At 65.5% G+C, this 22,456-nt stretch carries 21 protein-coding genes and 2 tRNA genes; 5 read left to right on the plus strand and 18 right to left on the minus strand.

The window, feature by feature from the left end; translation table 11 throughout:
• Positions 1-89: 89 nt before the first annotated feature.
• Positions 90-998 carry a LysR family transcriptional regulator gene (locus tag JW897_RS08055; RefSeq protein ID WP_205465763.1) on the minus strand — a complete coding sequence of 303 codons (909 nt, stop codon included), beginning with the start codon at positions 996-998 and terminating at the stop codon, positions 90-92.
• Positions 999-1,188: 190 nt separating this feature from the next.
• Here JW897_RS08055 and JW897_RS08060 point away from each other — a divergent pair, with 190 nt between their 5' ends.
• Together JW897_RS08060 and JW897_RS08065 are read left to right on the plus strand one after the other, a co-directional pair.
• Positions 1,189-2,340 carry a GGDEF domain-containing protein gene (locus JW897_RS08060; protein WP_048413770.1) on the plus strand — a complete coding sequence of 384 codons (1,152 nt, stop codon included), beginning with the start codon at positions 1,189-1,191 and terminating at the stop codon, positions 2,338-2,340.
• 39 nt (positions 2,341-2,379) lie between these two features.
• Positions 2,380-2,943, plus strand: a complete 564-nt coding sequence (locus tag JW897_RS08065) for a hypothetical protein (protein ID WP_205465764.1) — start codon at positions 2,380-2,382, stop codon at positions 2,941-2,943.
• A gap of 10 nt (positions 2,944-2,953) precedes the next feature.
• On the opposite strand, the gene JW897_RS08070 is transcribed toward JW897_RS08065, so the two are convergent.
• The 17 genes from JW897_RS08070 to JW897_RS08150 all read right to left on the minus strand — a co-directional run bounded on the left by JW897_RS08070 (position 2,954) and on the right by JW897_RS08150 (position 20,773).
• Complete coding sequence (locus JW897_RS08070; RefSeq protein ID WP_205465765.1) at positions 2,954-4,843, minus strand: polysaccharide biosynthesis protein; 1,890 nt, start codon at positions 4,841-4,843, stop codon at positions 2,954-2,956.
• Positions 4,844-4,946: 103 nt separating this feature from the next.
• A complete protein-coding gene (locus JW897_RS08075) occupies positions 4,947-5,615 on the minus strand; it encodes a sugar transferase (RefSeq protein WP_275899853.1) in 669 nt (222 codons plus the stop codon).
• Positions 5,612-6,775 carry a DegT/DnrJ/EryC1/StrS family aminotransferase gene (locus JW897_RS08080; RefSeq protein WP_205465766.1) on the minus strand — a complete coding sequence of 388 codons (1,164 nt, stop codon included), beginning with the start codon at positions 6,773-6,775 and terminating at the stop codon, positions 5,612-5,614. Before JW897_RS08080 ends, JW897_RS08075 begins: the two co-directional genes overlap by 4 nt.
• 55 nt (positions 6,776-6,830) lie before the next feature.
• Positions 6,831-7,391, minus strand: coding sequence for a hypothetical protein (locus JW897_RS08085; protein WP_205465767.1), 561 nt, complete (start codon positions 7,389-7,391; stop codon positions 6,831-6,833).
• A gap of 89 nt (positions 7,392-7,480) precedes the next feature.
• Positions 7,481-8,710: a glycosyltransferase family 4 protein gene (locus JW897_RS08090; protein ID WP_205465768.1), complete on the minus strand. Its 1,230-nt coding sequence runs from the start codon at positions 8,708-8,710 to the stop codon at positions 7,481-7,483.
• Positions 8,711-8,786: 76 nt separating this feature from the next.
• Positions 8,787-9,881, minus strand: coding sequence for a glycosyltransferase family 4 protein (locus tag JW897_RS08095; RefSeq protein ID WP_205465769.1), 1,095 nt, complete (start codon positions 9,879-9,881; stop codon positions 8,787-8,789).
• A 60-nt stretch (positions 9,882-9,941) separates the two neighbouring features.
• Positions 9,942-11,036 carry a glycosyltransferase family 4 protein gene (locus JW897_RS08100; protein WP_205465770.1) on the minus strand — a complete coding sequence of 365 codons (1,095 nt, stop codon included), beginning with the start codon at positions 11,034-11,036 and terminating at the stop codon, positions 9,942-9,944.
• Positions 11,029-11,610, minus strand: coding sequence for an acyltransferase (locus tag JW897_RS08105; RefSeq protein ID WP_048413764.1), 582 nt, complete (start codon positions 11,608-11,610; stop codon positions 11,029-11,031). Before JW897_RS08105 ends, JW897_RS08100 begins: the two co-directional genes overlap by 8 nt.
• Positions 11,607-12,875 (minus strand): lipopolysaccharide biosynthesis protein, encoded by a 1,269-nt coding sequence (locus JW897_RS08110; RefSeq protein WP_048413763.1) that lies wholly within the window; start codon positions 12,873-12,875, stop codon positions 11,607-11,609. The genes JW897_RS08105 and JW897_RS08110 overlap by 4 nt, the downstream gene beginning before the upstream one ends.
• 4 nt (positions 12,876-12,879) lie before the next feature.
• On the minus strand, positions 12,880-13,977 hold the full coding sequence (locus tag JW897_RS08115; protein ID WP_205465771.1) for a DegT/DnrJ/EryC1/StrS family aminotransferase: 1,098 nt from the start codon (positions 13,975-13,977) through the stop codon (positions 12,880-12,882).
• A gap of 113 nt (positions 13,978-14,090) precedes the next feature.
• On the minus strand, positions 14,091-14,666 hold the full coding sequence (locus tag JW897_RS08120; RefSeq protein WP_205465772.1) for an acyltransferase: 576 nt from the start codon (positions 14,664-14,666) through the stop codon (positions 14,091-14,093).
• 34 nt (positions 14,667-14,700) lie between these two features.
• Positions 14,701-15,765, minus strand: a complete 1,065-nt coding sequence (locus tag JW897_RS08125) for a Gfo/Idh/MocA family protein (RefSeq protein ID WP_205465773.1) — start codon at positions 15,763-15,765, stop codon at positions 14,701-14,703.
• A gap of 143 nt (positions 15,766-15,908) precedes the next feature.
• Positions 15,909-17,213, minus strand: a complete 1,305-nt coding sequence (locus tag JW897_RS08130) for a nucleotide sugar dehydrogenase (protein WP_048413796.1) — start codon at positions 17,211-17,213, stop codon at positions 15,909-15,911.
• A gap of 313 nt (positions 17,214-17,526) precedes the next feature.
• On the minus strand, positions 17,527-18,327 hold the full coding sequence (locus tag JW897_RS08135; RefSeq protein ID WP_082158855.1) for a polyamine aminopropyltransferase: 801 nt from the start codon (positions 18,325-18,327) through the stop codon (positions 17,527-17,529).
• A complete protein-coding gene (ttcA, locus tag JW897_RS08140) occupies positions 18,317-19,294 on the minus strand; it encodes a tRNA 2-thiocytidine(32) synthetase TtcA (protein ID WP_205465774.1) in 978 nt (325 codons plus the stop codon). Before ttcA ends, JW897_RS08135 begins: the two co-directional genes overlap by 11 nt.
• Before the next feature lie 90 nt (positions 19,295-19,384).
• Positions 19,385-20,146 carry a pteridine reductase gene (locus JW897_RS08145; RefSeq protein WP_205465775.1) on the minus strand — a complete coding sequence of 254 codons (762 nt, stop codon included), beginning with the start codon at positions 20,144-20,146 and terminating at the stop codon, positions 19,385-19,387.
• Between the two features lie 78 nt (positions 20,147-20,224).
• Positions 20,225-20,773: a hypothetical protein gene (locus JW897_RS08150; protein WP_205465776.1), complete on the minus strand. Its 549-nt coding sequence runs from the start codon at positions 20,771-20,773 to the stop codon at positions 20,225-20,227.
• Between the two features lie 61 nt (positions 20,774-20,834).
• Between JW897_RS08150 and JW897_RS08155 the strand changes: the two genes are divergently transcribed.
• The 3 genes from JW897_RS08155 to JW897_RS08165 all read left to right on the plus strand — a co-directional run bounded on the left by JW897_RS08155 (position 20,835) and on the right by JW897_RS08165 (position 22,260).
• Positions 20,835-21,986 (plus strand): class I SAM-dependent methyltransferase, encoded by a 1,152-nt coding sequence (locus JW897_RS08155; RefSeq protein WP_205465777.1) that lies wholly within the window; start codon positions 20,835-20,837, stop codon positions 21,984-21,986.
• An 85-nt stretch (positions 21,987-22,071) separates the two neighbouring features.
• Positions 22,072-22,148: transfer RNA gene (locus JW897_RS08160), tRNA-Met, on the plus strand.
• Between the two features lie 35 nt (positions 22,149-22,183).
• Positions 22,184-22,260 (plus strand) — tRNA-Met (locus tag JW897_RS08165).
• Positions 22,261-22,456 lie beyond the last annotated feature (196 nt).

Raw genomic sequence — 22,456 nt, forward strand, 5'->3', positions numbered from 1 at the left:
CGCGACGGCTGGCCAATTCGAAATGCCGATGGGGTCATGCGGGAAACGCATAACCTTGGCGGGGCGCGCGCGTTCCCCGGCGCCCCCGCTCAGCAGGCCGGGTATTGATGCGTCAGATACTCCCAAAAAACCTTCAAGGCCGGGCGCTGACGCTTCTGGTCCACATAGAGGCGGATTTCCATCTCCACCTGCCAGGACTCGTCGCCGGCGGCCGCCAGCAAGCCTTCCTGCGCCTCCCGGCGCACCGAGCTCTCCGGCAGGAAAGCCAGGCCGTGTCCCTCCAGCGCCATGTGCTTGAGGCCTTCCGCCATATCGGTTTCATAGCGCAGCGCCAGCTTGGCCGGCTGCGGCGCGGACTCCAGGATCAGATCGCTCATCAGCCGGAAATAGGCGTTGCTGGCGTAGCCGAGGAAAGGCAGCGGCTGCTGCGCGCTGCCGGGCAACGGGTAGCGCGGCCGGCCGGCCTCCGCGATCGAAAACGGCCGCAGCCGCTCCACGCCCAGCTTCAATCCCAGATAGCGCGCGTCGGTCAGCTCCACCGGCTGCTTGGGATGGTGGTAGCACATCAAGAGATCGCTGCCGCCCTCCACGAAGGCCAGCAGCGCGTCGTGCACATTGCTGGCCTGCAGCCTGCAGGGCAAGGCGCCGTAGCCGCGCTGCGCCTGGGACAGCCATTTGGGGAAGAAGGAGAAGGACAGCGTGTGCGGCACCGCGAACTCCAGCGTGCCGGCGGCCAGCGGCTGCAAACCGCGCAGCAGGGCGCGGCTGGTGTTGAGCTGGGACAGCATGCCCACTGCCTGCTCGCGAAACAGCGCGCCGGCTTCGGTCAGCCGCGTCGGGTAGGTGGTGCGGTCGATCAGATCCGCCCCCAGCCAGCTCTCCAGCGATTTGATCCGCCGCGAAAACGCCGGCTGGGTCAGGTGGCGCAATTCCGCCGCGCGGGTAAAGCTGCCGGTTTCCGCCAGCACCAGGAAGTCTTCAAGCCACCGAGTTTCCATCGCGCGGTTCCGTCGGGTTGATCAGGAGTTGCGATAGTAGCGTAAACACGGCCCAAGAGCCTGGTCAAAGTCCGCCGCGTTTCGTGAAACGCGACAGGCGAGCGCCGCCGCCAAGCCGTCGATTTTGACCTGCTGCAAACCCAAAGTCATAAACCACGGTAGAATAACGCAACTACCTGGCACCATCCGCATGCATATTACTCACTTCATCTGGCAAAAGCTGCTGGGCATGGCGCCCGGCGAAATCCAGAGCGGCGATACGCTCTGGCTGCTGAGCCCTCGCCAGCACATGCCCTTGCTGGCGCAGCGACGCGCGCTGATGCTGGTCAACCGCTGCCGGCTGTTCGCCATCCTGTTCTCCGCGCTGACGCCGGCCTGGGCGGTGATCGACCTGCTGACCCTGCCCTATCCGCTGTCGCTGCAGCTGGCGGGGCTGCGTCTGCTGGTGTCCGCCGCCTTCGTCGCGCTGGCGGTCTGGCAGCCGATGGACGGCCGCCTGTCTTCGGCCTATCGCGGCATCGCGCTCTTGTTCGCCATCCCCACCCTGTTCTACATCGCCTCGCACTTGCTGCTGCGCCGCTACCACCTGGAGGGCTTGTCCGCCGCCATCGGCGCCGGCTACGCCTTCCTGCCCTTCGTGCTGCTGGCCGGCCTGGCCATCTTTCCGCTGACCCTGCTGGAAAGCCTGGCCTTCGCCAGCCCGGCGCTGTTCGGCTTCTTGCTGACCGGCCTGCTGGAGCTGAACGGCGACAACCTGCCCGGCTTCGGCGGCGAATTCTGGCTGTTGTCCTTGCTGACCGGCGTCTCCGCCATCGCCGGCATCAGCCAGCTGGCCTTCATCATCGTGCTGGTCCACCAGGCGATACGCGACCCGCTGACCGGGGTCTTCTCGCGCCGCAGCGGCGAGGAAATGCTGGGCCTGCTGCAATTGCAGGCGCAGCGCAGCCGGCAGCCGCTGAGCCTGGCCTTCATCGATCTGGATCATTTCAAGACGATCAACGACCACTACGGCCACCTGGCCGGCGACCAGGTCTTGCGCCATTTCGCCGAGCTGATGGAAGGCCGGCTGCGGCGCAGCGACGTGCTGGTGCGCTGGGGCGGCGAGGAGTTCGTGCTGCTGATGCCCGGCGCGCAACTGCCCCAGGCCGCCCAGGTCATCGCCCGCTTGCGCGCCCAGGGACTGGGCGAGCGGCCGGAAGGCAAGGTCTTGACCGCCAGCATCGGCGTGGCGGAGTTGTTTCAGGACGGCTGCGCCGACTGGCGCGCGCTGGTGGACCTGGCCGACACCCGCATGTACCGCGCCAAGCAGGCCGGACGCAACCGGGTGATGATCTCCGACTGAGGCTTTACCCGCCGGACGAGTTTCCTTATCGTTGACGGCATGAACGCTCTGACCGTCCCGCCCCCTCTCCGCCCTCGCGGCGTCGCCGCAGCGCTGCTGCTCAGCCTGCTGGCCCACGGCGCGCTGCTGTGGCTGGCCAAGCCCGGCAGCCGTCCGGACGCCGTTGCCGGCCCGCCGCTGCGGATACAGCTGAACCCGCCGGCGCCGGCCATCATTCCGCCGCCCGCCCGCGCCGTCGCGCCGGCCTCCCCCGCCCGAAAACCAGCCGCGCCCCCGCTGCGCCCATCGGCGGCGACACGGGCCGACGCCGCCGACCGCGGCGAGCGTTCCGCCCCAGCCGGGCCGACCCTAAACAGGCGCGACGCGTCGGCGCCCGGCCCGGCCTTGACCTTGGGCGGCCTGCGCCGGCAACTGCGCGAACAGGCCGCCGCCGCGCCGGAAAAGCTCAGCCCGCTGCCGGCCGACCCCGCCAAAACGAAATTGGCCCGCTCGATTGAGCGGGCCGAAAAGCCGGACTGCAAGACCCGCTACTCCTCCTTCGGGCTGCTGGCGATCCCGATCCTGGCGGTGCAAAGCGCGCGCGAGGACGGTTGCAAGTGGTAGACCGCCGGCCTCAAGAGGCCGCGTTCGCCCGCGTCACCCAGTCCTGAGTGGCGTCGGCGGCGCGGAATTCGCGCACCGCTTGTTGCAGCAAGGCAAACGCCTCCGGCGCGTCCAGACTCCGGCAAGCCTGGTCCATGCTCGCCAGCAGCGCCCGCATTTCCTCATCCGGCAGGCAGTATTCCTGGGCGCGCATGATGCGTTCGTGGTCGGTGGCCAGCACGTTGTCGCCGATCAACAGCTCCTCGTACAGCTTCTCCCCCGGCCGCAGGCCGGTGATGCGGATCTCGATGTCGCCGCCGGGCCGGCTCGCGTCCTTGAGCTCCAGGCCGGACAGGTGCACCATGCGCCGCGCCAGATCGATGATGCGCACCGGCTGCCCCATGTCCAGCACGAACACGTCGCCGCCGTCGCCCATCGCGCCGGCCTGTATCACCAGTTGCGCCGCTTCGGGAATGGTCATGAAGTAGCGGGTGATGTCGGCGTGGGTCAGGGTGATCGGTCCGCCCGCCTTGATCTGGGCGCGGAACAGCGGCACCACCGAGCCTGAGCTGCCCAGCACGTTGCCGAAGCGCACCATCACGAAACGGGTGGCGCTGCCGCGCGCGTGGCGGGTCTGCAGCGTCAGTTCCGCCAGGCGCTTGGTGGCGCCCATCACATTGGTGGGGCGCACCGCCTTGTCGGTGGAGATCAGCACGAAGGTGTCCACGCCGCAATCCTCGGCCGCGCGCGCGGTGGTGTCGGTGCCGAACACATTGTTGACGATGCCGGACACCGGATTGTGCTCCACCATCGGCACATGCTTGTAGGCGGCGGCGTGATAGACGGTGTCCACCTTGAAGGCGCGCATCACCTGGACCAGCCGCTGGTAGTCGGTGACCGAACCCAGGACCGGCGTGCGCTCCGGCGGCGCGGCGACGCGGCCCAGTTCCTGGTCTATCGCGTACAGCGCGTATTCGGACTGCTCGAACAGGATGATGCGCGCCGGCTGGTTCTTGGCGATCTGGCGCACCAGTTCGGAGCCGATGGAGCCGCCGGCGCCGGTGACCATCACTACCTTGCCGCGGATATTGCGCGCCAGCAGTTCCTGCTTGGGCGGCACCGGGTCGCGGCCCAGCAGGTCTTCGATCTCGACCTCTTTCAACTCCTCCACCCGCGCCTCGCCGGACACCAGATCGGCCATACCCGGCAAACGCTTGATCGGCACCCGCAGCAGTTCCAGGGTTTCCAGTATCTCGCGCTGGCGGCTGCGGCTGACCGAGGGCATCGCCAGCAGAATGCACTTGGCTTCCACGTCCTTGACCAGCTGCGGCAAATCGCGCGGCGGGTGCACCGCCACGCCGCGGAAGGTGCGGCGATGCAGCTCGGGGCTGTCGTCGACGAAGGCCATCGGCCGGTATTCGCGGCCGGCCTGCAAGGCCAGCATCAATTGCACGCCGGCATGGCCGGCGCCGTAGATGATCACGTGCTCGCGCGGCGCGTCCACCGCGTCGATGCGGCGCACCAGGCCGCGCAACAGGAAGCGGCTGCCGCCGATATAAGCCATGGCGAACACCCAGAAGATGATCACCGAGGTGCGCGGCATCGCCCAGATGTGGGCCATCTGCAGCACCGCCTGCAACACCAGCACCGACAAGGTCACCCCGGAGAACACGGTCAGGATGATTTTGTCGTCCAGGTATTTGAGCACCGCGCGATACAGGCCCAGCTTGATGAAGATGGGAATCGCCCACAGCGGCGGCACGATGAAGATCCACAGATGCGGATTGAGCTTGGGATCCCAATAGCCCCCCAGGCGCAGGAAGACCGCGCTCCACAGCGCCAGCGGCAACAGCAGCGCGTCCATCAGCGCCAGCATCGCCATCTTGTTGTGGCGGGAGAAGGCGAGCAGTTTTTCAAACATGGTCATTCTTTCGCGTCCGGCCGCCATTGATACAGCGCATCCGGACAACATTCCTCATTCAGGGCGCCGGCATCGGCGGGCCCCGCCATCCGGATGGAAACCGTCATCGGCTGACGATCTTCATCAGGGTGGCGACGATGATGCGGACATCTTCAAACAGGCTGTGGCTTTCGGCGTAACGCACGTAATAAGCCAGTTTTTCCGGCAGCACCTGCTCGATGTAGGCGCGCTCCGGATCCTCGGCCCGGCCCAGGATTTCGTTCTCGTCTATCATCTTGATCGACGCCCAATCGGTGATGCCGGGGCGCACCGACAATACGATGTCGCGGACCTCGTCCGGATAATGGGCGACGTACTTGGGCACCTCGGGCCGCGGTCCGACCAGGCTCATGTCGCCGAACAGCACATCGATCAACTGCGGCAGTTCATCCAGCTTGGTTTTGCGCAACAGACGGCCGGCGCCGGTGACGCGGCTATCCGCGCCGACGGTCAGCTGGCCATGGCGCTCGGTGTCCACCTGCATGGTGCGGAATTTGTGGATGCGGAACAGCGTGCCGCCCCGCCCCACCCGCACCTGGCGGAAAAACACCGGGCCCGGCGAATCCAGCTTCACCCACAGCGCCACCGCCAACAGCGGCAGCGCCAGCGCGGCAAGCCCCAGGCCGGAAGCGACAATGTCGAAGCCGCGCTTCAGCAGCCGCGAACCGTGGCGGCGTGGCCGGCAGCAGGGCGGCAGCAGTTCGCCGCCCTTTTTTTCCAACTGCTCGCTCATGCGCCCAGAATCTCGCGCACCGCGGCGATGACGCGGGTCTGGTCGTCTGCCGTCATCCGGGTATACAGCGGCAGCGTCACCTCGGCTTCAAACGCCGCGTCGGCCACCGGGAACTGCTCGCGCGTCAGTTGATAGCCGTCGCGCCACACCGGCTGGCGATGCAGCGGAATGAAGTGCACCGAGCAGCCTATGCCTTTTTCCGCCATCTTGGCGATGAAGTCGTCGCGGCTGACGCCGGCTTCCGGCTTGATGCGCACCGGGTACAGATGCCAGGCGTGGTTGCTGCCCGCGTCCTTGGGCCGCGCCGGCAGGATCAGCGGCAGATCGGCCAGCTCGCGGTCGAAACGCTGGGCCATCACCTCGCGCAGCTCCTGGAAGCGGCGGATTTTCTTCAGTTGATGGATGCCCATCGCCGCGGCGGTGTCCGGCATATTGTACTTGTAGCCCGGAGCCACCACTTCGTAGAACCAGGCCGGGGTCTTGGACACGTAGCGGTCGAAGGCGTCGCGGCTGATGCCGTGCAAACGCATCACCTTGCAGCGCGCGATGATGTCCTTGTTCTTGGACACCACCATGCCGCCTTCGCCGGTGGTCATGGTCTTGTTGGCGTAAAAGCTGAACACGGTGACGTCGGAGTCCAGAGTGCCCACCAGCTTGCCCTTGTAGTAAGTGGGCAGCGCGTGGGCGGCGTCTTCGACGATTTTCAATCCATGCTCGCGGGCGATGGCGATGATCTCGTCCATCTCGCAGGCGAGGCCGGCGAAGTGCACCGGCATGATCGCCTTGGTCTTGGCGGTGATCGCCGCGCGGATCGCGTCCGGGAGGATATTGAACGTCGCCGCGTCCACGTCCACGCACACCGGGTGCGCGCCCAGATAGCGCACCACTTCGGCGGTGGCGGTGAAGGTGTAGCTGGGCACGATGACCTCGTCGCCGGGGCCGATGCCTATCGCTTCCAGCGCCAGGTGCAGGCCGGCGGTGGCCGAGTTGACCGCGATCGCCTCGACGCCGTCGCCGATGAATTGCGCGAAATCGGCCTCGAACTGCTTGGTCTTGGGACCGGTGGTGACCCAGCCGGAACGCAGCGCGTCGACCACTTCGTTGATCTCGTCCTCGCCGATGTCCGGCAGGGCGAAGGGCAGGAATTTTTGTTCGCTCATCGCTATTATCACTTTCGCTATCAGTCATGCCTCGGTGACACACCGGGCGCAATCACTACCCTGCCTGGGACGCCGTTCTCCTGCGCCAAAACAGGTATCCACTCTGCAACAGTACAATCCCAATCAAACCAGCCAGGTTTTTCACCCCATCGCTGAGCAACTCGCCCCGCTCTTCACGATATCGTCTGACCGCATCCTGGTAACCAAACACCGACTCATCATTCAGACGAAGCGCATAGATCCTTCCGCTTGTCGCCCGCTCATTGTTTTTGTACCACCAAACCTCAACCTTGGAACCGAACGCTTCTTCTGGAATCACTCGTCCGACTGCGTCACACTTCCCACGCACTGAACAAGCGGAACATCTTGCATATCCATTCAGTGAACAATTCAAATCGAAAACTAGGTCAACGCGTAAGCCAGGATTCCGGTTCAGTGGATACGCCGTGACCTTACCAGCTGTAAAGTGCAAATCTGCTTCCGCTGGCTCTTGATAGCTCGCCCACATCCATAAGCTGATCACACCCTTCAGCAGCATGAACAACAACAGCCCACCATAAAGGCTTACCAGCGTACGCTGACAAAGCTCCCGCCTCCCCTCTTTAGCCACGGCCATCCTAGCTCACCTTAAATCGCTATATTTTCCCTGCCTGGCCAGAGATTAAGCCGCCATGCGGCATAGGTCGAAACCCCGGCATCCCCGCGCTATACCGCCTGCAAAAACCGCCGCGCCAGCACCGCGTAATCATGGTGTTCCAGCACATAGGCCTTGCCCGCCGCGCCCATGCGCGCGCGCTCCTCGGCCGGCAGCGCCGCCATCCGCCGCGCCGCGTCGGCGATGGCGGCCGGGTCCTCGGCGCCGACGCTGAGGCCGGCGCCGGCCTCGCTGACCATGTCGTTGCCGGCTTCCACCGAATGGATCACCGGCTTGCCGGCCATCAGGTAGTCGAACAGTTTATTGGGGTTGATGCCAAAGCGATAGATGGGCAGCTTGCGCCAGCCTATGAACAAGGCGTCCATTTCGGCGAGGAAGCCCGGCACCGCGCGCTTGGCGATCGCCGGCAGGAAGACCACCTTGTCCAGCCCCAGTTCGGCGGCGCGCGCCGCCAAGGCCGCCTTGTCCGGACCGTCGCCGACCAGCACGAAAGTCACCGCCGAGTCCCGCATCAGCGCCGCCGCCTCCAGCAGGTAATCCAGCGCATTGGCCAGGCCGTGGCCGCCGGCGTAGCCGATCAGGAAACGGCCCTGCGCCTTCAATTCCGCCAGCCGCATCCGGTGTTCGGCCGGCAGGGCCTCGGCCTCGGCCTCGCCGCGCCATTCGGCGACGTCGACGCCGTTGGGAATCACCGCGTACTTGGCCGGGTCCATGCCGTGCGCCGCCATATAGTCCTTGGCGCAGGGCAGCATCGACACCACGGTGTCGGCCTTGCGATAGCCGAAATCCTCGGCCCATTGCAGCAGGCGGATGAAGGGATGCTTGGGCGACATGCCGCCCACCTCCACCGGCGTCAGCGGCCACAGATCATGCACCTCGTACACCAGCCGCGCGCCGGTCTTGCCGGCGATCCAGGCCGCCGGCACCGTGTCCAGCGGATAGGTGGACGAGGCGATCACCACGTCCGGCTTCCAGTGCTTCAGGTAACGGCCGGACAAACCCATCACCCGGGCCAGAAAGCTGAAGATATTGAGCACGCGGCCGACGCCGTTGCCCTGGTAGGGGCGGGTGCGGCACCAGGTGTAGCGGATGCCGTCGATATCCTCGTCGCGGTATTTGCCGTCCACTTGCGGATGCGTCTGGCGCAGGTGGGAGACGTCGGCCGCCAGCATATTGACTTCGTGGCCGGCCTTCACCCATTCCCGCGCCAGATAGTAGGGGCGGAATTCCATGCCGTGCCGGGGGCTGCCGGCGTAGTGGTTGATGTACAGAATCTTCATGGTTTTTCAATGGCGGCTCAGGCCGCTAACAATTTCATTCGCCCCAGGCCCTGCTCTGGCCGGCCCGGAGTCCGCATTACAAGGCCGCGTACAAGCCGACCAGCTTCTCGCCTTCGGCCGCCCAGCTGTATTTGCTCAGCACCGCCTGCTTGCCGGATTCGCCCAGCGCGCGCATGCGCGCCTCGTCGGCCATCAGTTCGTTGACGGCGGCGGCGATGGCGGCCGGGTCCTGCGGGTCCACCAGCAGGCCGCAGCCGGCGTCGGCCACGATCTCGCGCCACACCGGAAAATCCGACGCGATCACCGGCATGCCGGCGGCCATGTATTCGAACAGCTTGATCGGCAACGCGTCGACGTAGTTCGGCGTCGGGAACAAGGTCACCAGGCCGATCTTGCTCTTGGCCAGCACCTCGGCCACGCCTTTGCGGTCCAGCACGCCCAGGTCGTTGACCCGCGCCCAGCCCGGCCGCGCCGACACGCGGGCCTTCAGATCGCTCTCGCTCCACGGCCCGGCCAGGTTCAGCCGCGTCGCGGTGTCCGGCAGCGCCTCGACAATGGGTTCGATGCCGCGGATGCGCGAGATGCCGCCGATATAGCACAGCTCGTTGCGGCGCTGCTCCCACGGCGTGTCGCGCACCAATTCTTCCAGAATGGGGAAGTTGCACACGTCCAGCGCGCGCGCGCCCAGTTTCTCGAAGCGCTTGCGGATGTGCGGCGTCGAGGTCACCACCGCGTCGAAGCGGCCCGCCGCCCAGTCTTCCAGCGCCTCGAAGCCGCTGGACACCAGGGGCCGCACCGCGCCGGGAATCCAGTGTTTGGCCAGGATCTGGCGCGGCACGTCCTCGTGCACGTCGTAGACCACCTTGATGCCGGCCTGCTTCAGGCGCAGCGCGGCGGGAATCAGCTCGGGGTCGTGGAAATGGACCACGTCCGGGCGCAGCTTCAGCGCCGCCTGGTAGACCCGTTTGACGGTGCCGGTCATCCGCGCCAGGCGGCCGCCGGATTTGGGGCCGACATCGTGGAAGCGCACGCCGCGGTTGATCTCCTCGCCCTGGCCGTCGGCCACGATCAGCGTCACCTCGTGCCCGGCGGCGGCCAGGGTCGCGCACTCCTTGACGAAGATGCGGATGTCGTGACGCGGATGGGCGGAAGTCAGATGGGCAATTTTCATATTGAAGCTCTGTTTAGCGGCCGTCCGGCCCGCGATGATCCCGGGCCCGCGGCGAAATTCTTAGTTGTCGGAACCCAGCAGTTCCCGATACAGCCGAGCGAAGCCGGCCATATTCGGCTGATGCAGTCCCTTGTCCGCCACCAGCCGGCGGTTGAGCGCGGCGACCTCGTCCAGCCTCGCGTCCTCGCCTGCCCACTCCATCGCGCGCAGCAAGGCCTCGTCCAAACGCCCCACATCCTCGGCGATCGCGCCGTTGAGGCCGTCTATCACCCATTCGCCGTTGGCCGGCAGATTGGACAACAGCGGCAGGCAGCCGTGGCCCATCGCCTCCAGCAGGCTGATGCTGGTGGCGTCCGAGCGCGGCACGCTGACGAAGACCCGGGATTCGGCGTACATGCGCCCCAAGGTGGCGCTGTCGACGAAGCCGGCGAAGTCGGCGCGGCTCAGGCCCAATTCCGCGGCCAACCGCCGCAGCGCCTCGGTCTCGCTGCCGCTGGCGGCCACGGTCAGCCGCCAGTCGTCGAAACGGCCGCTGCGCTCCACTCGCTGCCAGGCGCGCAAGATGGCGTCGACGCGGTACAAGGGCTTGTGCAGCCGGCAGGACAGCACCGTCTTGCCCTTGCTCGCGCTGGCCGCCGGCGCCGGCATGGCGTCCATGCCGTAATTGAGCAGGCGGATGCGGCAAGCCTCGCCGGCCAGCTCGCGGATTTTCGCCGCCATGTGCAGGGAGTCCGAGGTGATCGCGTCGGCGGCGGCCAGATTGGCGCGCACCATCGCCCGCATCAGCGGATTGCGGTCAGGCAGCAGCAGCACATCGGAGCCCCAGGCGGTCAGCGCCATCGGCAAATCCAGGCTGGCGGCCGCGCGGCTGCCGTGCCAGGCCACGCTGTTGGCCTGATGGATGTGCAGCAGCTGCGGCCGCGTCTCGCGCAGCCAGGCGCGCAGGCGCGCCACCGTGCCCAAGGCCGCCAGGCGGAAGTCCACGCGCAGGCTGCCGGCCAGCAAGGGCGCCACATCCGCCGGAACCTCGCCGTTGCAGGCCAGGAACACGCGCTCCACATGCGGCGCGATGCCGCGCAGGAAGCGCCAGGTATGCACCGAGGCGGAGCCGATCACCGCGACGCTGGCAATCTTGTCGCTGACAGGCTCAGTCATGCGCCCAGGCCTCGTACAGGGGCAGCAGTTCCGGGTGCTCGTCCAGCCACTTGGCGTCCAGCTCGCGGGTGTCGCCCACCACCCTGGCCGGGTTGCCGGACAGGATGGCGAAATCGGGGTAAGCGCCGGCCGGCACATAGCTGTAGGCCGACACCATGCTGCCCTTGCCCAGCTCCACGCCCGGCATCAGCACCGAGTGCGGGCCGACGAAGCTGTACGGGCCCAGCTTGGTGGGCTTTTTCAGATAGCCAACGTGGTTGTTGCTCTCCAGGTAGCGGTCGCCGTACAGGCGGATGGCCACATGGCTGGAGTGGGTCAGCAGCGAAACATAGTTGGTGATCTGACAGCCTTCGCCGATGTAAAGACCGCCGGAGGCGTCGATCAGATTGAAATGGCCGATGTAGACGTTGTCGTCCACCATCAGCTTGCCGACATGTTCGATGCGGGTCATGTTGGATACCCGGGTGCGTTTGAGGAACACCCCGTCGCCGCGGGTGAATCCATACACCATTCTGGGCTGCACCCACGCCGACAGGCGGAAGCGGATGCGGCTGAATAGAGCGTGCCAATTCATCGGGCTGCCTTGTAAAGCCATGCAAAATAAGCCAGGAAGTAAGCGGCCATCACCACCGACACCAGCTGGAAGGTGGCCACCGCGTCGTTCCACAGCGAGAAACCCGCCCACATCGTGCCCAGGAACAACAGGGCCTGCAGCAGGGACCACAGGAAGGCCTGGCGCTGGCGATTGATCACCGGCGGCACCATGCCCAGCGGCGAGGCGACGAAGTGGAACAGGATGTAGAGCGACATCGCCTCCGCATAGCGGCCGGCGGTGGCCCAGTTCTGTCCGAACACCAGCGAGAACAAGGGTTCCCCGGCCAGTTGTATCACCAGGAAGGGCAGCAAGGCCATGCCGCCCAGCGTCAGCATCATCTTGCGCAGAATGGGACGCAGCGGCTGGTGCTGATTGCGGGCGTCGGCCAGCTCGCGGTAAGCCACCTGCGCCACCGCCTGGCCGATCAGGGCCGCCGGCAGCTTCAGCACCCGCATCATCAGGCCGTAAAAACCCACCGAGGCGGTGCCGGCCAGCATGGTCAGCGCCACCAGCGTCGCCGAATCCAGCAAGGCGGTGCTCAAGGCGTGCGGCGCGTTGATCTTGGGAAATTCGATATAGGCGCGCGCCACCTCGCGCATGCCGGCGCGGCTGAGTTCATGGCGCCAGGCGAAGCGGGCCTTGAGGTCCTGCCAGGTCTGCGCCAGCAGGGAGCCGAGCTGACCGGCCAGTTGGCCCAGGATCAGGCCGGCCGCGCCGGCGCCGGCCCAGCCGAGCCCCACCTGGGTGGCGGCCATGCTCAGCGACTGCAGCATGCGGCCGTTGGCGTTGGCCTGGTAGCGGCGATGGCGGTTGTTCCAGTTGGTCCAGGCCTGCATCAAGCCCGCCAGCGCGACAGACAAGGGCAGCAGCAGCAGCCAGGGCTCCAGTTCCGGCGCGCCCAGATGGCGGGCGATATGGGCGTGGCCGTCGAAGGCCACCACCACGGCCACCAGCAGGGACAAGGCCAGCGCGCAGGCGATGGACAGGCCCATCAGATTGCCGGCCCGCTTCTCCTCGGCCGGCAGCACGATGGCCATCTCGTAACGGGCGGTGGCCAGCACCGCCAGCGTGGACAGCCAGGAGACGTAGACCGCCTGCACCCCCACCTCGTGCGGGTTGTACAGGCGGGTGATCAACGGCGACACCAGCAGCGGAATCACCTGCGCCACCGCCGCCCCGGTGATCAGGGTGATGATGTGGCGGATGAAGCCGCTCTTGGGCAGGCGGGACAGCAACAAGCCCATGCGCTCAGGCCAGCGCCTGCTTGACCGCGGCGACGACGGCGTCTTGCGTCGCCTCGTCCAGGAAGGGGTGCATAGGCAGGCTCATCACGCGGCGGCCGGCGGCCTCCGACAGCGGGAAGCTGCCTTCGGGCAGGTTCAGGTGGGCGAAGGCCGGCTGCAGATGCAGCGGAATCGGGTAATGCACGGCGGTGGGCACCCCCAACTCCTTCAGCTTGGCCTGCACCGCCTCGCGATCGTCCACCTCGATGGTGTACTGCGCGTAGACATGGCTGTTGCCCTCGGCGATCACCGGCACCCTCGCCACCTCGCGCAGCAGCGCGCTGTAACGCGCGCCGATGCGTTCGCGCGCCGCCACTTCGTCGGCGAAGCTCGGCAGCTTGGCCAACAGCACCGCCGCCTGTATGGTGTCCAGCCGGCCGTTCAGGCCGATGATGGGGTGGTGATAGCGGCGGTCCTGGCCGTGCACGCGAATCTCGCGCATTTTCTTGGCCAGCGCGTCGTCGTTGGTGAAGCAGGCGCCGCCGTCGCCGTAGCAGCCCAAGGGCTTGCTGGGGAAGAAGCTGGTGCAGCCTATGGTGGACAGATTGCCGGACTTCTTGCCGCGCTGGCCGGCGCCGAAGCTCTGCGCGCCGTCCTCGATCACCGCGATGCCGTGTTTGGCGGCGATGGCGTTGATGGCGTCGAAGTCTGCGCACTGGCCGTACAGGCTCACCGGCATGATGGCGCGGGTGCGCGGCGTGATCGCCGCTTCCAACAGCGCCGGGTCCAGGTTGTAGCTGACCGGGTCGATGTCGACGAAGACCGGCTTGGCGCCCAACAGCGCGATCATCTCGCCGGTGGCGATAAAGGTGAACGGGGTGGTGATCACCTCGTCGCCGGGGCCGATGTCCAAGGCCATCATCGCGATCAGCAGCGCCTTGGTGCCGTCGCAAACGCCGATGGCGTGCTTGGCGCCGGTGTACTCCGCCAACCCCTGCTCCACTTCCTTGACTTCCGGCCCCATGATGTACTGGCCGTGGTCCAGCACCGCGTGAATGCGGGCGTCGATGTCGGCTTTCAGATGCTGGTACTGCGCTTTCAGATCAATGAACTGGATGGACATAAGAGGATCAACCCCAAATCAATTTTTGAAAGATATCGCACAGAGCGCGACACGCAGAACAACGGAGAAGCGCCCTGAGGCAAGCCGGCGTAAGGCCGCATCAGGAATGCCGCTCAGTCGTTCTTGAGCGGCGAGCAGTGATTGCCGCCCACCTCGTAATGCTTGCCGCAGGACAGGCAGCTGTGGGTGCCGATGTCGTTGGCCAGCCGCTCGCCGCAGGAACACATCCAGCCTATGCGCTTGGCCGGCGTGCCCACCATCAGCGCGTAGGCCGGCACGTCGCGGGTCACCACCGCGCCGGCGCCGATGAAGGCGTACTCGCCTATGGTGTGGCCGCACACCACGGTGGCGTTGGCGCCGATGGACGCGCCCCGTTTCACCAGGGTGCGGCGGTATTCATGCTTGCGCGCCACATGGCTGCGCGGATTGTTGACGTTGGTGAACACCATGGACGGGCCGCAGAACACGTCGTCCTCCAGCGTCACCGCGTCGTAGATGGACACATTGTTCTGCACCTTGACGTTGTCGCCGATCAGCACGTCGTTGCCGACGAACACGTTCTGGCCGAAGGAACAGCCGGCGCCGATCTGCGCGCCGCCGCAAATATGGACCCAGTGCCAGATGCGGGTGTTCTCGCCGATCTGCGCGCCGTCGTCGACGATGGCGGTGGGGTGAACAGAGTAGCTCATGATCAAACCTTTAGTTCTTGGCAAATCCCAGCGCTTAGTAGTCCAGCGGCAGGCTGACGCGGCGGCCGTCGCGCGCCGACAGATACATTGCGATCAGCAATTCCAGCGACTTCAGCCCCTCGCGGCCGTCGGTCTCCGGCTCGGCTTCTCCGCGCATGGTCTTGATCACATTGTCGTAGTACAACGGATGGCCGAAGCCGTAGACGCTGGTGGTGGCGTAGCTGGCCTGCTTGATGTCCTCGTCCATCGCGTGCGGCTCGGCAAACTCCCAGTGCTGGATTTCGTTGACCGCCATGCCGCCCACGCGCACCGAGCCCTTCTCGCCCAGGATGGTGATGCTGCCCTCCAGGTTCTTCGGATAGGTCAGCATGGTCACGTTCATGCTGCCCAGCGCGCCGCTGCGCCATTTGACGCTGACGGTGCCGGTGTCTTCCACCTCGATATTGCGCGCCAGCGTCGCGGTATAGGCCTGCACGCTTTCCACCGGACCTATCAGCCAGTCCAGCAGGTCCACGTAGTGGCTGGCCTGGTTCATGAAAGCGCCGCCGTCGAACTCCCAGGTGCCGCGCCAGCCGGCCGCGTCGTAATACTCCTGCGGCCGGGTCCAGAACACATTGACGTTGACCATGTAGACGCGGCCGAAACGCTTCTCCTGCATCGCCCGCTTCAAGAGCTGCAAGGTGGCATTGCGGCGGTTTTGCTTGACCACGAACAGGTGCTTGTTGGCGCGGTCGGCGGCCTTGACCATTTCCAGGCCGTCCTCCCAGCGGGTGGCCATCGGCTTTTCCGTCATCACGTGGAAGCCGGCTTCCGAGCAGGCGATGCTTTGGCTCGGGTGCAGACCGGACGGAGAGGTCAGGATCACGATGTCGGCGTCGGACTTGGCCAGCATGTCGGCCAGACTGGCGTGGCCGCGCGCGCCGGTGCGCGCCACCGCCGCCTTCAAGGCGGCCGGGTCGATGTCGCAGACGTCGACCAGCTCGGCGCGGTTGGCGTGCTGCTCCAGCGCGCCGAAGTGGTTCTGGGCGATGCGGCCGCAGCCCACCAGCGCGAAGCGGATCTTGCGGTCGGTAATCGGGGGAAGGTGCAGAGTTTGCATGAGTTTAAACCCTAAATTCAGTGAGCCACGGAAGCACACGGAACAACACGGAAACCTCCAAATATCCAAGCCCTCAAGTCATCGTGATCTGCAGGCTCCAGCTTTGTCCGCGTCTTTCCGTGTGCTTCCATGGCTAAAAACAATCAGGCCTTGACGATATGGTCCGCCGGCTCCAGATACTTGCCGCGGCTGTCCACCACCAGTTGCGCGTGCGCCTTGATCTGCGCGTAGTCGAACTTGTCGTGGTCGGTGGCCAGCAGCACGCAATCGTAGCCAGCCAGGTTCTCAGCGCTCAAGGCCACGCTGGACAGCTCGAAATGATGCTCGCGCATCTTGGGGAACACCGGCACGTGCGGGTCGCTGTAGGCCACTTCCGCGCCCAGATCCCGCAGTTTCTCCATCAGGAACACCGACGGGCTTTCGCGCATGTCGTCGACGTTCTTCTTGTAGGCGATGCCCAGCACCAGCACGCGGCTGCCGTTGATCGCCTTCTTGCGCAGGTTCAGCGCGGCGGCCACTTTGGACACCACGTAGTCCGGCATATTGCTGTTCACTTCGCCGGCCAGCTCGATGAAACGGGTGTTGACGCCGTATTCGCGCGCTTTCCAGGTCAGGTAGAACGGGTCGATCGGAATGCAGTGGCCGCCCAGGCCCGGGCCCGGATAGTAGGGCACGAAGCCGAACGGCTTGGTGGCCGCGGCGCGGATCACTTCGTGGATGTCGATGCCCATCTTGTCGGCGACGATCTTCATCTCGTTGACCAGGCCGATATTCACCGCGCGGTGGATGTTTTCCAAGAGCTTGGTCATCTCCGCGGCGCGGGTGGAGGACACCGGCACCACCTTGTCGATCACCGCGCCGTACAGCGCCACGCCGATTTCCTGGCAGGCCGGGGTCACGCCGCCGCACACCTTGGGAATGGTGCGGGTGGTGAAGTTCGGATTGCCCGGGTCTTCGCGCTCCGGCGAGAACACCAGGAAGGCGTTTTCGCCCACTTTCAGGCCGCGCGACTCCATCCGCGGCAGCAGTTCTTCGTCGGTGGTGCCCGGATAGGTGGTGGACTCCAGCGACACCAGCTGGCCTTCGCGCAGATGGGGCACCAGGCTGTCCATGGTGTCCAGCACGAAGCTGAGGTCCGGCTCGCGGTATTTGTTCAGCGGCGTCGGCACGCACAGGATCAGGGTGTCGGCTTCCGGCACGCGGCTGAAGTCGGTGGTGGCCTCGAAGCCGCGGCTCAGCGCGGTGGCGATGCTGTCGGCGGAAATATGCTCGATATAGCTTTGACCGGCCATCAGGGCGTCCACTTTGGACTGGTCGATGTCGAAGCCCAGCACTTTGTAGCCGACTTCGGCGAAGCGCAACATCAGCGGCAGGCCGACATAGCCCAGGCCCACGATGCCGATGACGGCGGATTTGTCTGCAATCCGATTGAGCAGTTGCTGCTTGATCACGGTGTAAGTCCCAACAGTATGTAAATACGATAGCGGCGGACCGAACATTCACGGCAAGCGGCGCGGAAGCGAAACCGCCCGCGCCGCGCCTGCCCTAAACTGTCCGATCCACCGCCATAAAGTTCATTCAACGGCAAGCCAGCTTGCCGCCTTCCGTTGCCGCTCGTACTGATCTGCCTCAGAGCTCTCTGTATTCGAACTCGTTTCGCGCAGCTCGCCACCCGCCTCAAGCCGGCGCGGCCGTAATGCCGGCATTATACGCCTCTTGCCGCGCGTCATTGGGTAAGCAAATGTACGCCGACGCGCCGCTTCAGACCAGTAAATGCCCCGCCGTGTGCTGATTGGTCAACTTCAGGCGATTGACAAACTCGCCGAACTCCAAGCCAAAACGGCACTCCATCCGGTCCGCCCGCTCCTTCAAGGCATCCCATTGGGTCAGCGTCGGGCTCTGACGGAAAGCCATCACCGCCACATTGCCGTGGCTGGCGGAAGGCAGCTCCAGCACCCGGCCCTCGAACACATTCAACAAGCGCTCGACAAAACTCTGATAACGCTTGTCGCCGCTCCACCAATTGGTGACGAACACGCCCTTGGGACTCAAGGCGCGCTTGCAGTCCTCAAAGAAGTCATCGGTGGTCAGCGCGTCGACGATCTGCAGGCCGTCGAAGCCGTCCACCAGGATGGCGTCGGTGGAGCCGCGGAAAATCTTCACGTAATCGGCGCCGTCGGCCTCGATGATCTCGAAAAAATCGCCTTCCTCCGGCAGCTGGAAAAAAGCGCGCGCCACCGCAATCACCTGCGGGTTGATGTCCACCGCCACGCTGACTGCGTCCGGCAGGTATTCGTCGATAAAGCGGGCGAAGGAACCGCCGCCCAGCCCAATCTGCAAAATGTGCTGCGGCTCGTCGTTCCACAACAGAAAACCCATCATCGCCCGGCTATACGACAACACCAGCTCGGCCGGATCGTCCAGGTCCATCGAACTCTGGATGGTTTCCGAACCCAGATGCAGCGAGCGGATATTGCCGGCCTCCGAAATCTCCACCTCCGGCATTTCATCCACCGCGGCGCGCACGCGGCGGCGGAACGGATGCAAAGCTCTACGCGCCACAGCCGTGCTCTCCGGACAAAGGTTTACGGGAATCCAGAATGCTGATGGTGCGCTTCTTCTGAGCCGCTTCGGCCTCGTCGTCCTGCGGCGGCGGCGGATCGCGGAATTCTTCCTTGTCGAAAGCGGTGTCGCCGTCCTCGAACGGCGCGTCGCCGGTCTTCAGGCCGGCGAAGTCGAACAGGCCGGTGTCGGCCAGGTGCGACGGCACCACGTTCTGCAAGGCGCGGAACATGCTTTCCAGCCGGCCGGGGAAGCGGCGGTCCCAGTCGTTGACCATTTCCTTGACCACCTGGCGCTGCAGATTGGGCTGCGAGCCGCACAGATTGCACGGAATGATGGGGAATTCGCGCAGCGCGGCGTAGCGCTCGATGTCCTTCTCGCGGCAATAGGCCAGCGGGCGGATCACCATGTGGCGGCCGTCGTCGGACACCAGCTTGGGCGGCATGGACTTCAGCTTGCCGCCGTAGAACATGTTCAGGAACAGGGTGTGCAGGATGTCGTCGCGGTGATGGCCCAGCGCGATCTTGGTCGCGCCCAGCTCGTCGGCCACGCGGTAGAGAATGCCGCGGCGCAGCCGCGAACACAGGCTGCACGTGGTCTTGCCTTCCGGCACCAGCCGCTTGACGATGGAATAGGTGTCTTCTTCGACGATGCGGTACTCGACGCCGATGGAGTCCAGGTATTCCGGCAGCACGTGCTCGGGGAAGCCCGGCTGCTTCTGGTCCAGATTGACCGCCACGATGGAGAAGTCGATAGGCGCGGATTTCTGCAGGCCGCGCAGAATGTCCAGCAAGGTGTAGCTGTCCTTGCCGCCGGACAGGCAGACCATCACGCGGTCGCCCTCTTCTATCATATTGAAGTCATTGATGGCGTCACCCACATGGTGGCGCAGGCGCTTGGCCAGTTTATTGCCTTCAAACACGGCCTTTTTGGCCTTGTCGTCGAGGACGCTGCTTGCTTCGGACATGGAGTACGGCTAAGAAATTGAAAAACAGGCGATTTTACTTTTTTTCCGCGGCGAAATCCACGCCGGCGAACAATGCCGCGCGCCCCGCGCCTACAACACCACGCTGCGGCCGCCGTCCACCGCCAGAATCTGGCCGGTGACGTAGCCGGCGTCCAGCAGCAGGAAGGCCACCGCCTGGGCGATGTCCTCCGGCACTCCGGTGCGGCGCAGCGGAATGCTGGCCTCTATTGCCGCGCGCTCCGCCGCGTCGAAGGACGCGTCGTCCTCCGGCCACAGATTCACTCCGGGCGAGACGCCGTTGACCCGCACCGCCGGCGCCAGCTCGATCGCCAGGCTGCGGATCAGTTGAGCGTGGCCGGCCTTGGCCAGGTTGTAGACCACGTGACGGGCCATCGGCCGCTCCACGTGGATGTCGGCGATGCCGACAATGGCGCCGCGACGCTTGGCCAACTCGGGCGCCAGCGCCTGCGACAGAAACAGCGGCGCCTTCAGATTGCTGCCCATCAGATCGTGCCAGGCCGCCTCGTCGATCCGGCCCACCTCGGTGGGGAAGAAGCTGGACGCGTTGTTGACCAGGCCGTCCAGCCGGCCGAACGCCGCCACCGCCTGCGCCGCCAGCGCCGGCAAGGCCGCCGTGTCCAGCAAATCCCCCTGCAGCAGCCGCGCCGAATCCGGCCGCGCCGCGTTCAACTCCGCCGCCAAGGCCTCCGCCTCGCCGCGCGAACCGCGGTAGTGCAGCACCACCCGCAGGCCGCGCGCGTGCAAATGCCGGGCGATGCCCGCGCCCACGCGCCGCGCCGCGCCGCTGATCAGCGCCACCCGCCGCTCCCCTGCCGTCCCCTTATCCGCCATTCCCGCTCCTCTGAATCCTTGCCCGCCGCCGCAGGCTCCCACACATGCGTTGCGCCGCGATGACGCCGGCCGCGACGCCTATTTCTTGCCCATGCACGGCCGGGCCACCGCCATGGCCGCCTGACTGGACGGCGGCAGCGCGAAGCGCGCCGTCAGCTTGCCGTGCTTGCGGCTGGCGCCGTCTATCGTCACCAGCAGCTCCTTGTGCGTATCGGACTGCCAGGCGAAGAACTCGCCCTGCGACGGCCAGGCGAACACGAAGCGGTCGCCCTCCTCGTACCAGCCGGCGAAATGGCTGTCCGCGCCGCGGCGCAAACCGGCCATGCCCAGCCTGAGCTTGCGTCGCTCGCCCAGACCACCCGGCCCCTCAAACGGGCGCACGTCCCAGCCGCCCAATTGATCCGACACATGCAGCGACAGCCGCAACGGCGGGCTGTCGACGCGGCAGGCCAGCTCCAGCCGCGCCGGGAAGCGGCTGCGCCCCACCATCGCCTCGCCGTCCAGGCTGGCCACCTGCAAAGGGTTGTCCGGCAACGGCCTGCTCACCGTCCATTGCGGCGCCGCCAGCGCCGGTCCCAGCAACAGGCCGCCCGCGCAGCCGGCCATCCAACGGTAAAATCGCTTCACCCTCTTCTCCTGTCCGCCAGTTTCCACCACAATCGCGGCACATTGTAGCAGGATGACCGCCATGACCACCTTACCCGCCGCCAGCCCCGACGCGCTGGCCATCAGCCAAAGCCTCGTTCACGCCATCCAGGCGGAAATCCGCCAATGCGGCGGCTGGATCCCGTTCTCCCGCTACATGGAGCTGGCGCTGTACGCGCCCGGCCTCGGTTACTACGCCGCCGGCAGCCGCAAACTGGGCGCGGCCGGCGATTTCACCACCGCGCCGGAAATGAGCGCGCTGTTCGGCCGCGCGCTGGCGCGCCAGCTGGCGGAGCTGCTGCCGCAAACCGCCAATGCGGTCTATGAGTTCGGCGCCGGCACCGGCAAGCTCGCCATCGATATTCTCAGCGAACTGCAAGCGCTGGACACGCTGCCGGAGCGCTATTGCATCGTCGACCTGTCGCCGGACCTGATCGAGCGTCAGCGACACAATATCCGCCAGGCGCTGCCGCAGCTGGCCGATCGCGTGCAGTGGCTGAGCCAGTTGCCGGAGCGGCTGGACGGCGTGCTCATCGGCAACGAAGTGCTGGACGCCATGCCCTGCGAGTTGATCCACTGGACCCCGGAGCCGCTGCAACGCGGCGTGGCGCTGGACGGCGAGCGCTTCGCCTGGGCGGACCGCCCCATCCAGGACCCGCAACTGCTGCAACGGGCCCAGGCCATCCAGCCGCGACACGACGACTATGTTTCCGAAATCAGCCCGGCCAATATCGGCTTCCTCCACACCCTGGCGCAAAAGCTGGATCGCGGCGCCGTGCTGTTGCTGGACTACGGCTTCCCCGCCGCCGAGTACTACCACCCGCAGCGCCATATGGGCACGCTGATAGGCCATTACCGCCACCATACCGTGGACGATCCCTTCTACCTGCCCGGCCTGATGGACCTGACCTGCCACGTCGATTTCAGCGCGGTGGCCCAGGCCGGCCTAGACGCCGGCCTGGACCTGATCGGCTACACCACCCAGGCTCAATTCCTGATCAACGCCGGCATCACCCAATTGCTGGAGCGGCTGGATCCGGCCGACGCCGCCGCTTATCTGCCGCAGGCCGCCGCGGTGCAGAAGCTGCTGTCGCCGTCGGAAATGGGCGAGTTGTTCAAGGCCATAGGCTTCGGCAAGGGCGTAAGCATAGACTGGAGCGGCTTCCTGCGCGGCGACCGTTGCTACACCTTGTAAGGCGGCGGTCGCGAGAATCTTGTTGACAGCCGGCTTTCGGCTGCGTATATTTCGCGTCTCGGTGCACTCGTGCATCGAAAAACGTGGCGAATTAGCTCAGTCGGTTAGAGCGACGGAATCATAATCCGCAGGTCCGGGGTTCGAGTCCCTGATTCGCCACCACAGTTTGCGAAGAGTTGTTTTCGACAAGTCTTCACGGCGAATTAGCTCAGTCGGTTAGAGCGACGGAATCATAATCCGCAGGTCCGGGGTTCGAGTCCCTGATTCGCCACCAGCATTATCAAGCACTTAGGCCAACTTTCACGAGTTGGCCTTTTGCTTTTCTAGCCTCGTGTAGGCACTGTGTAGGCATTTTCATGCCTCACAAACCCATAGCAACCATGCAACGCCCCAGACCACCCAATCACAACTGAGCTAGATGGGACAATCTACTCCAACGCTCTATTTTTGCCTAAAAATTAGGCAAATGC

Source organism: Chromobacterium alkanivorans, from assembly GCF_016937655.1.
Lineage (GTDB): Bacteria > Pseudomonadota > Gammaproteobacteria > Burkholderiales > Chromobacteriaceae > Chromobacterium > Chromobacterium alkanivorans.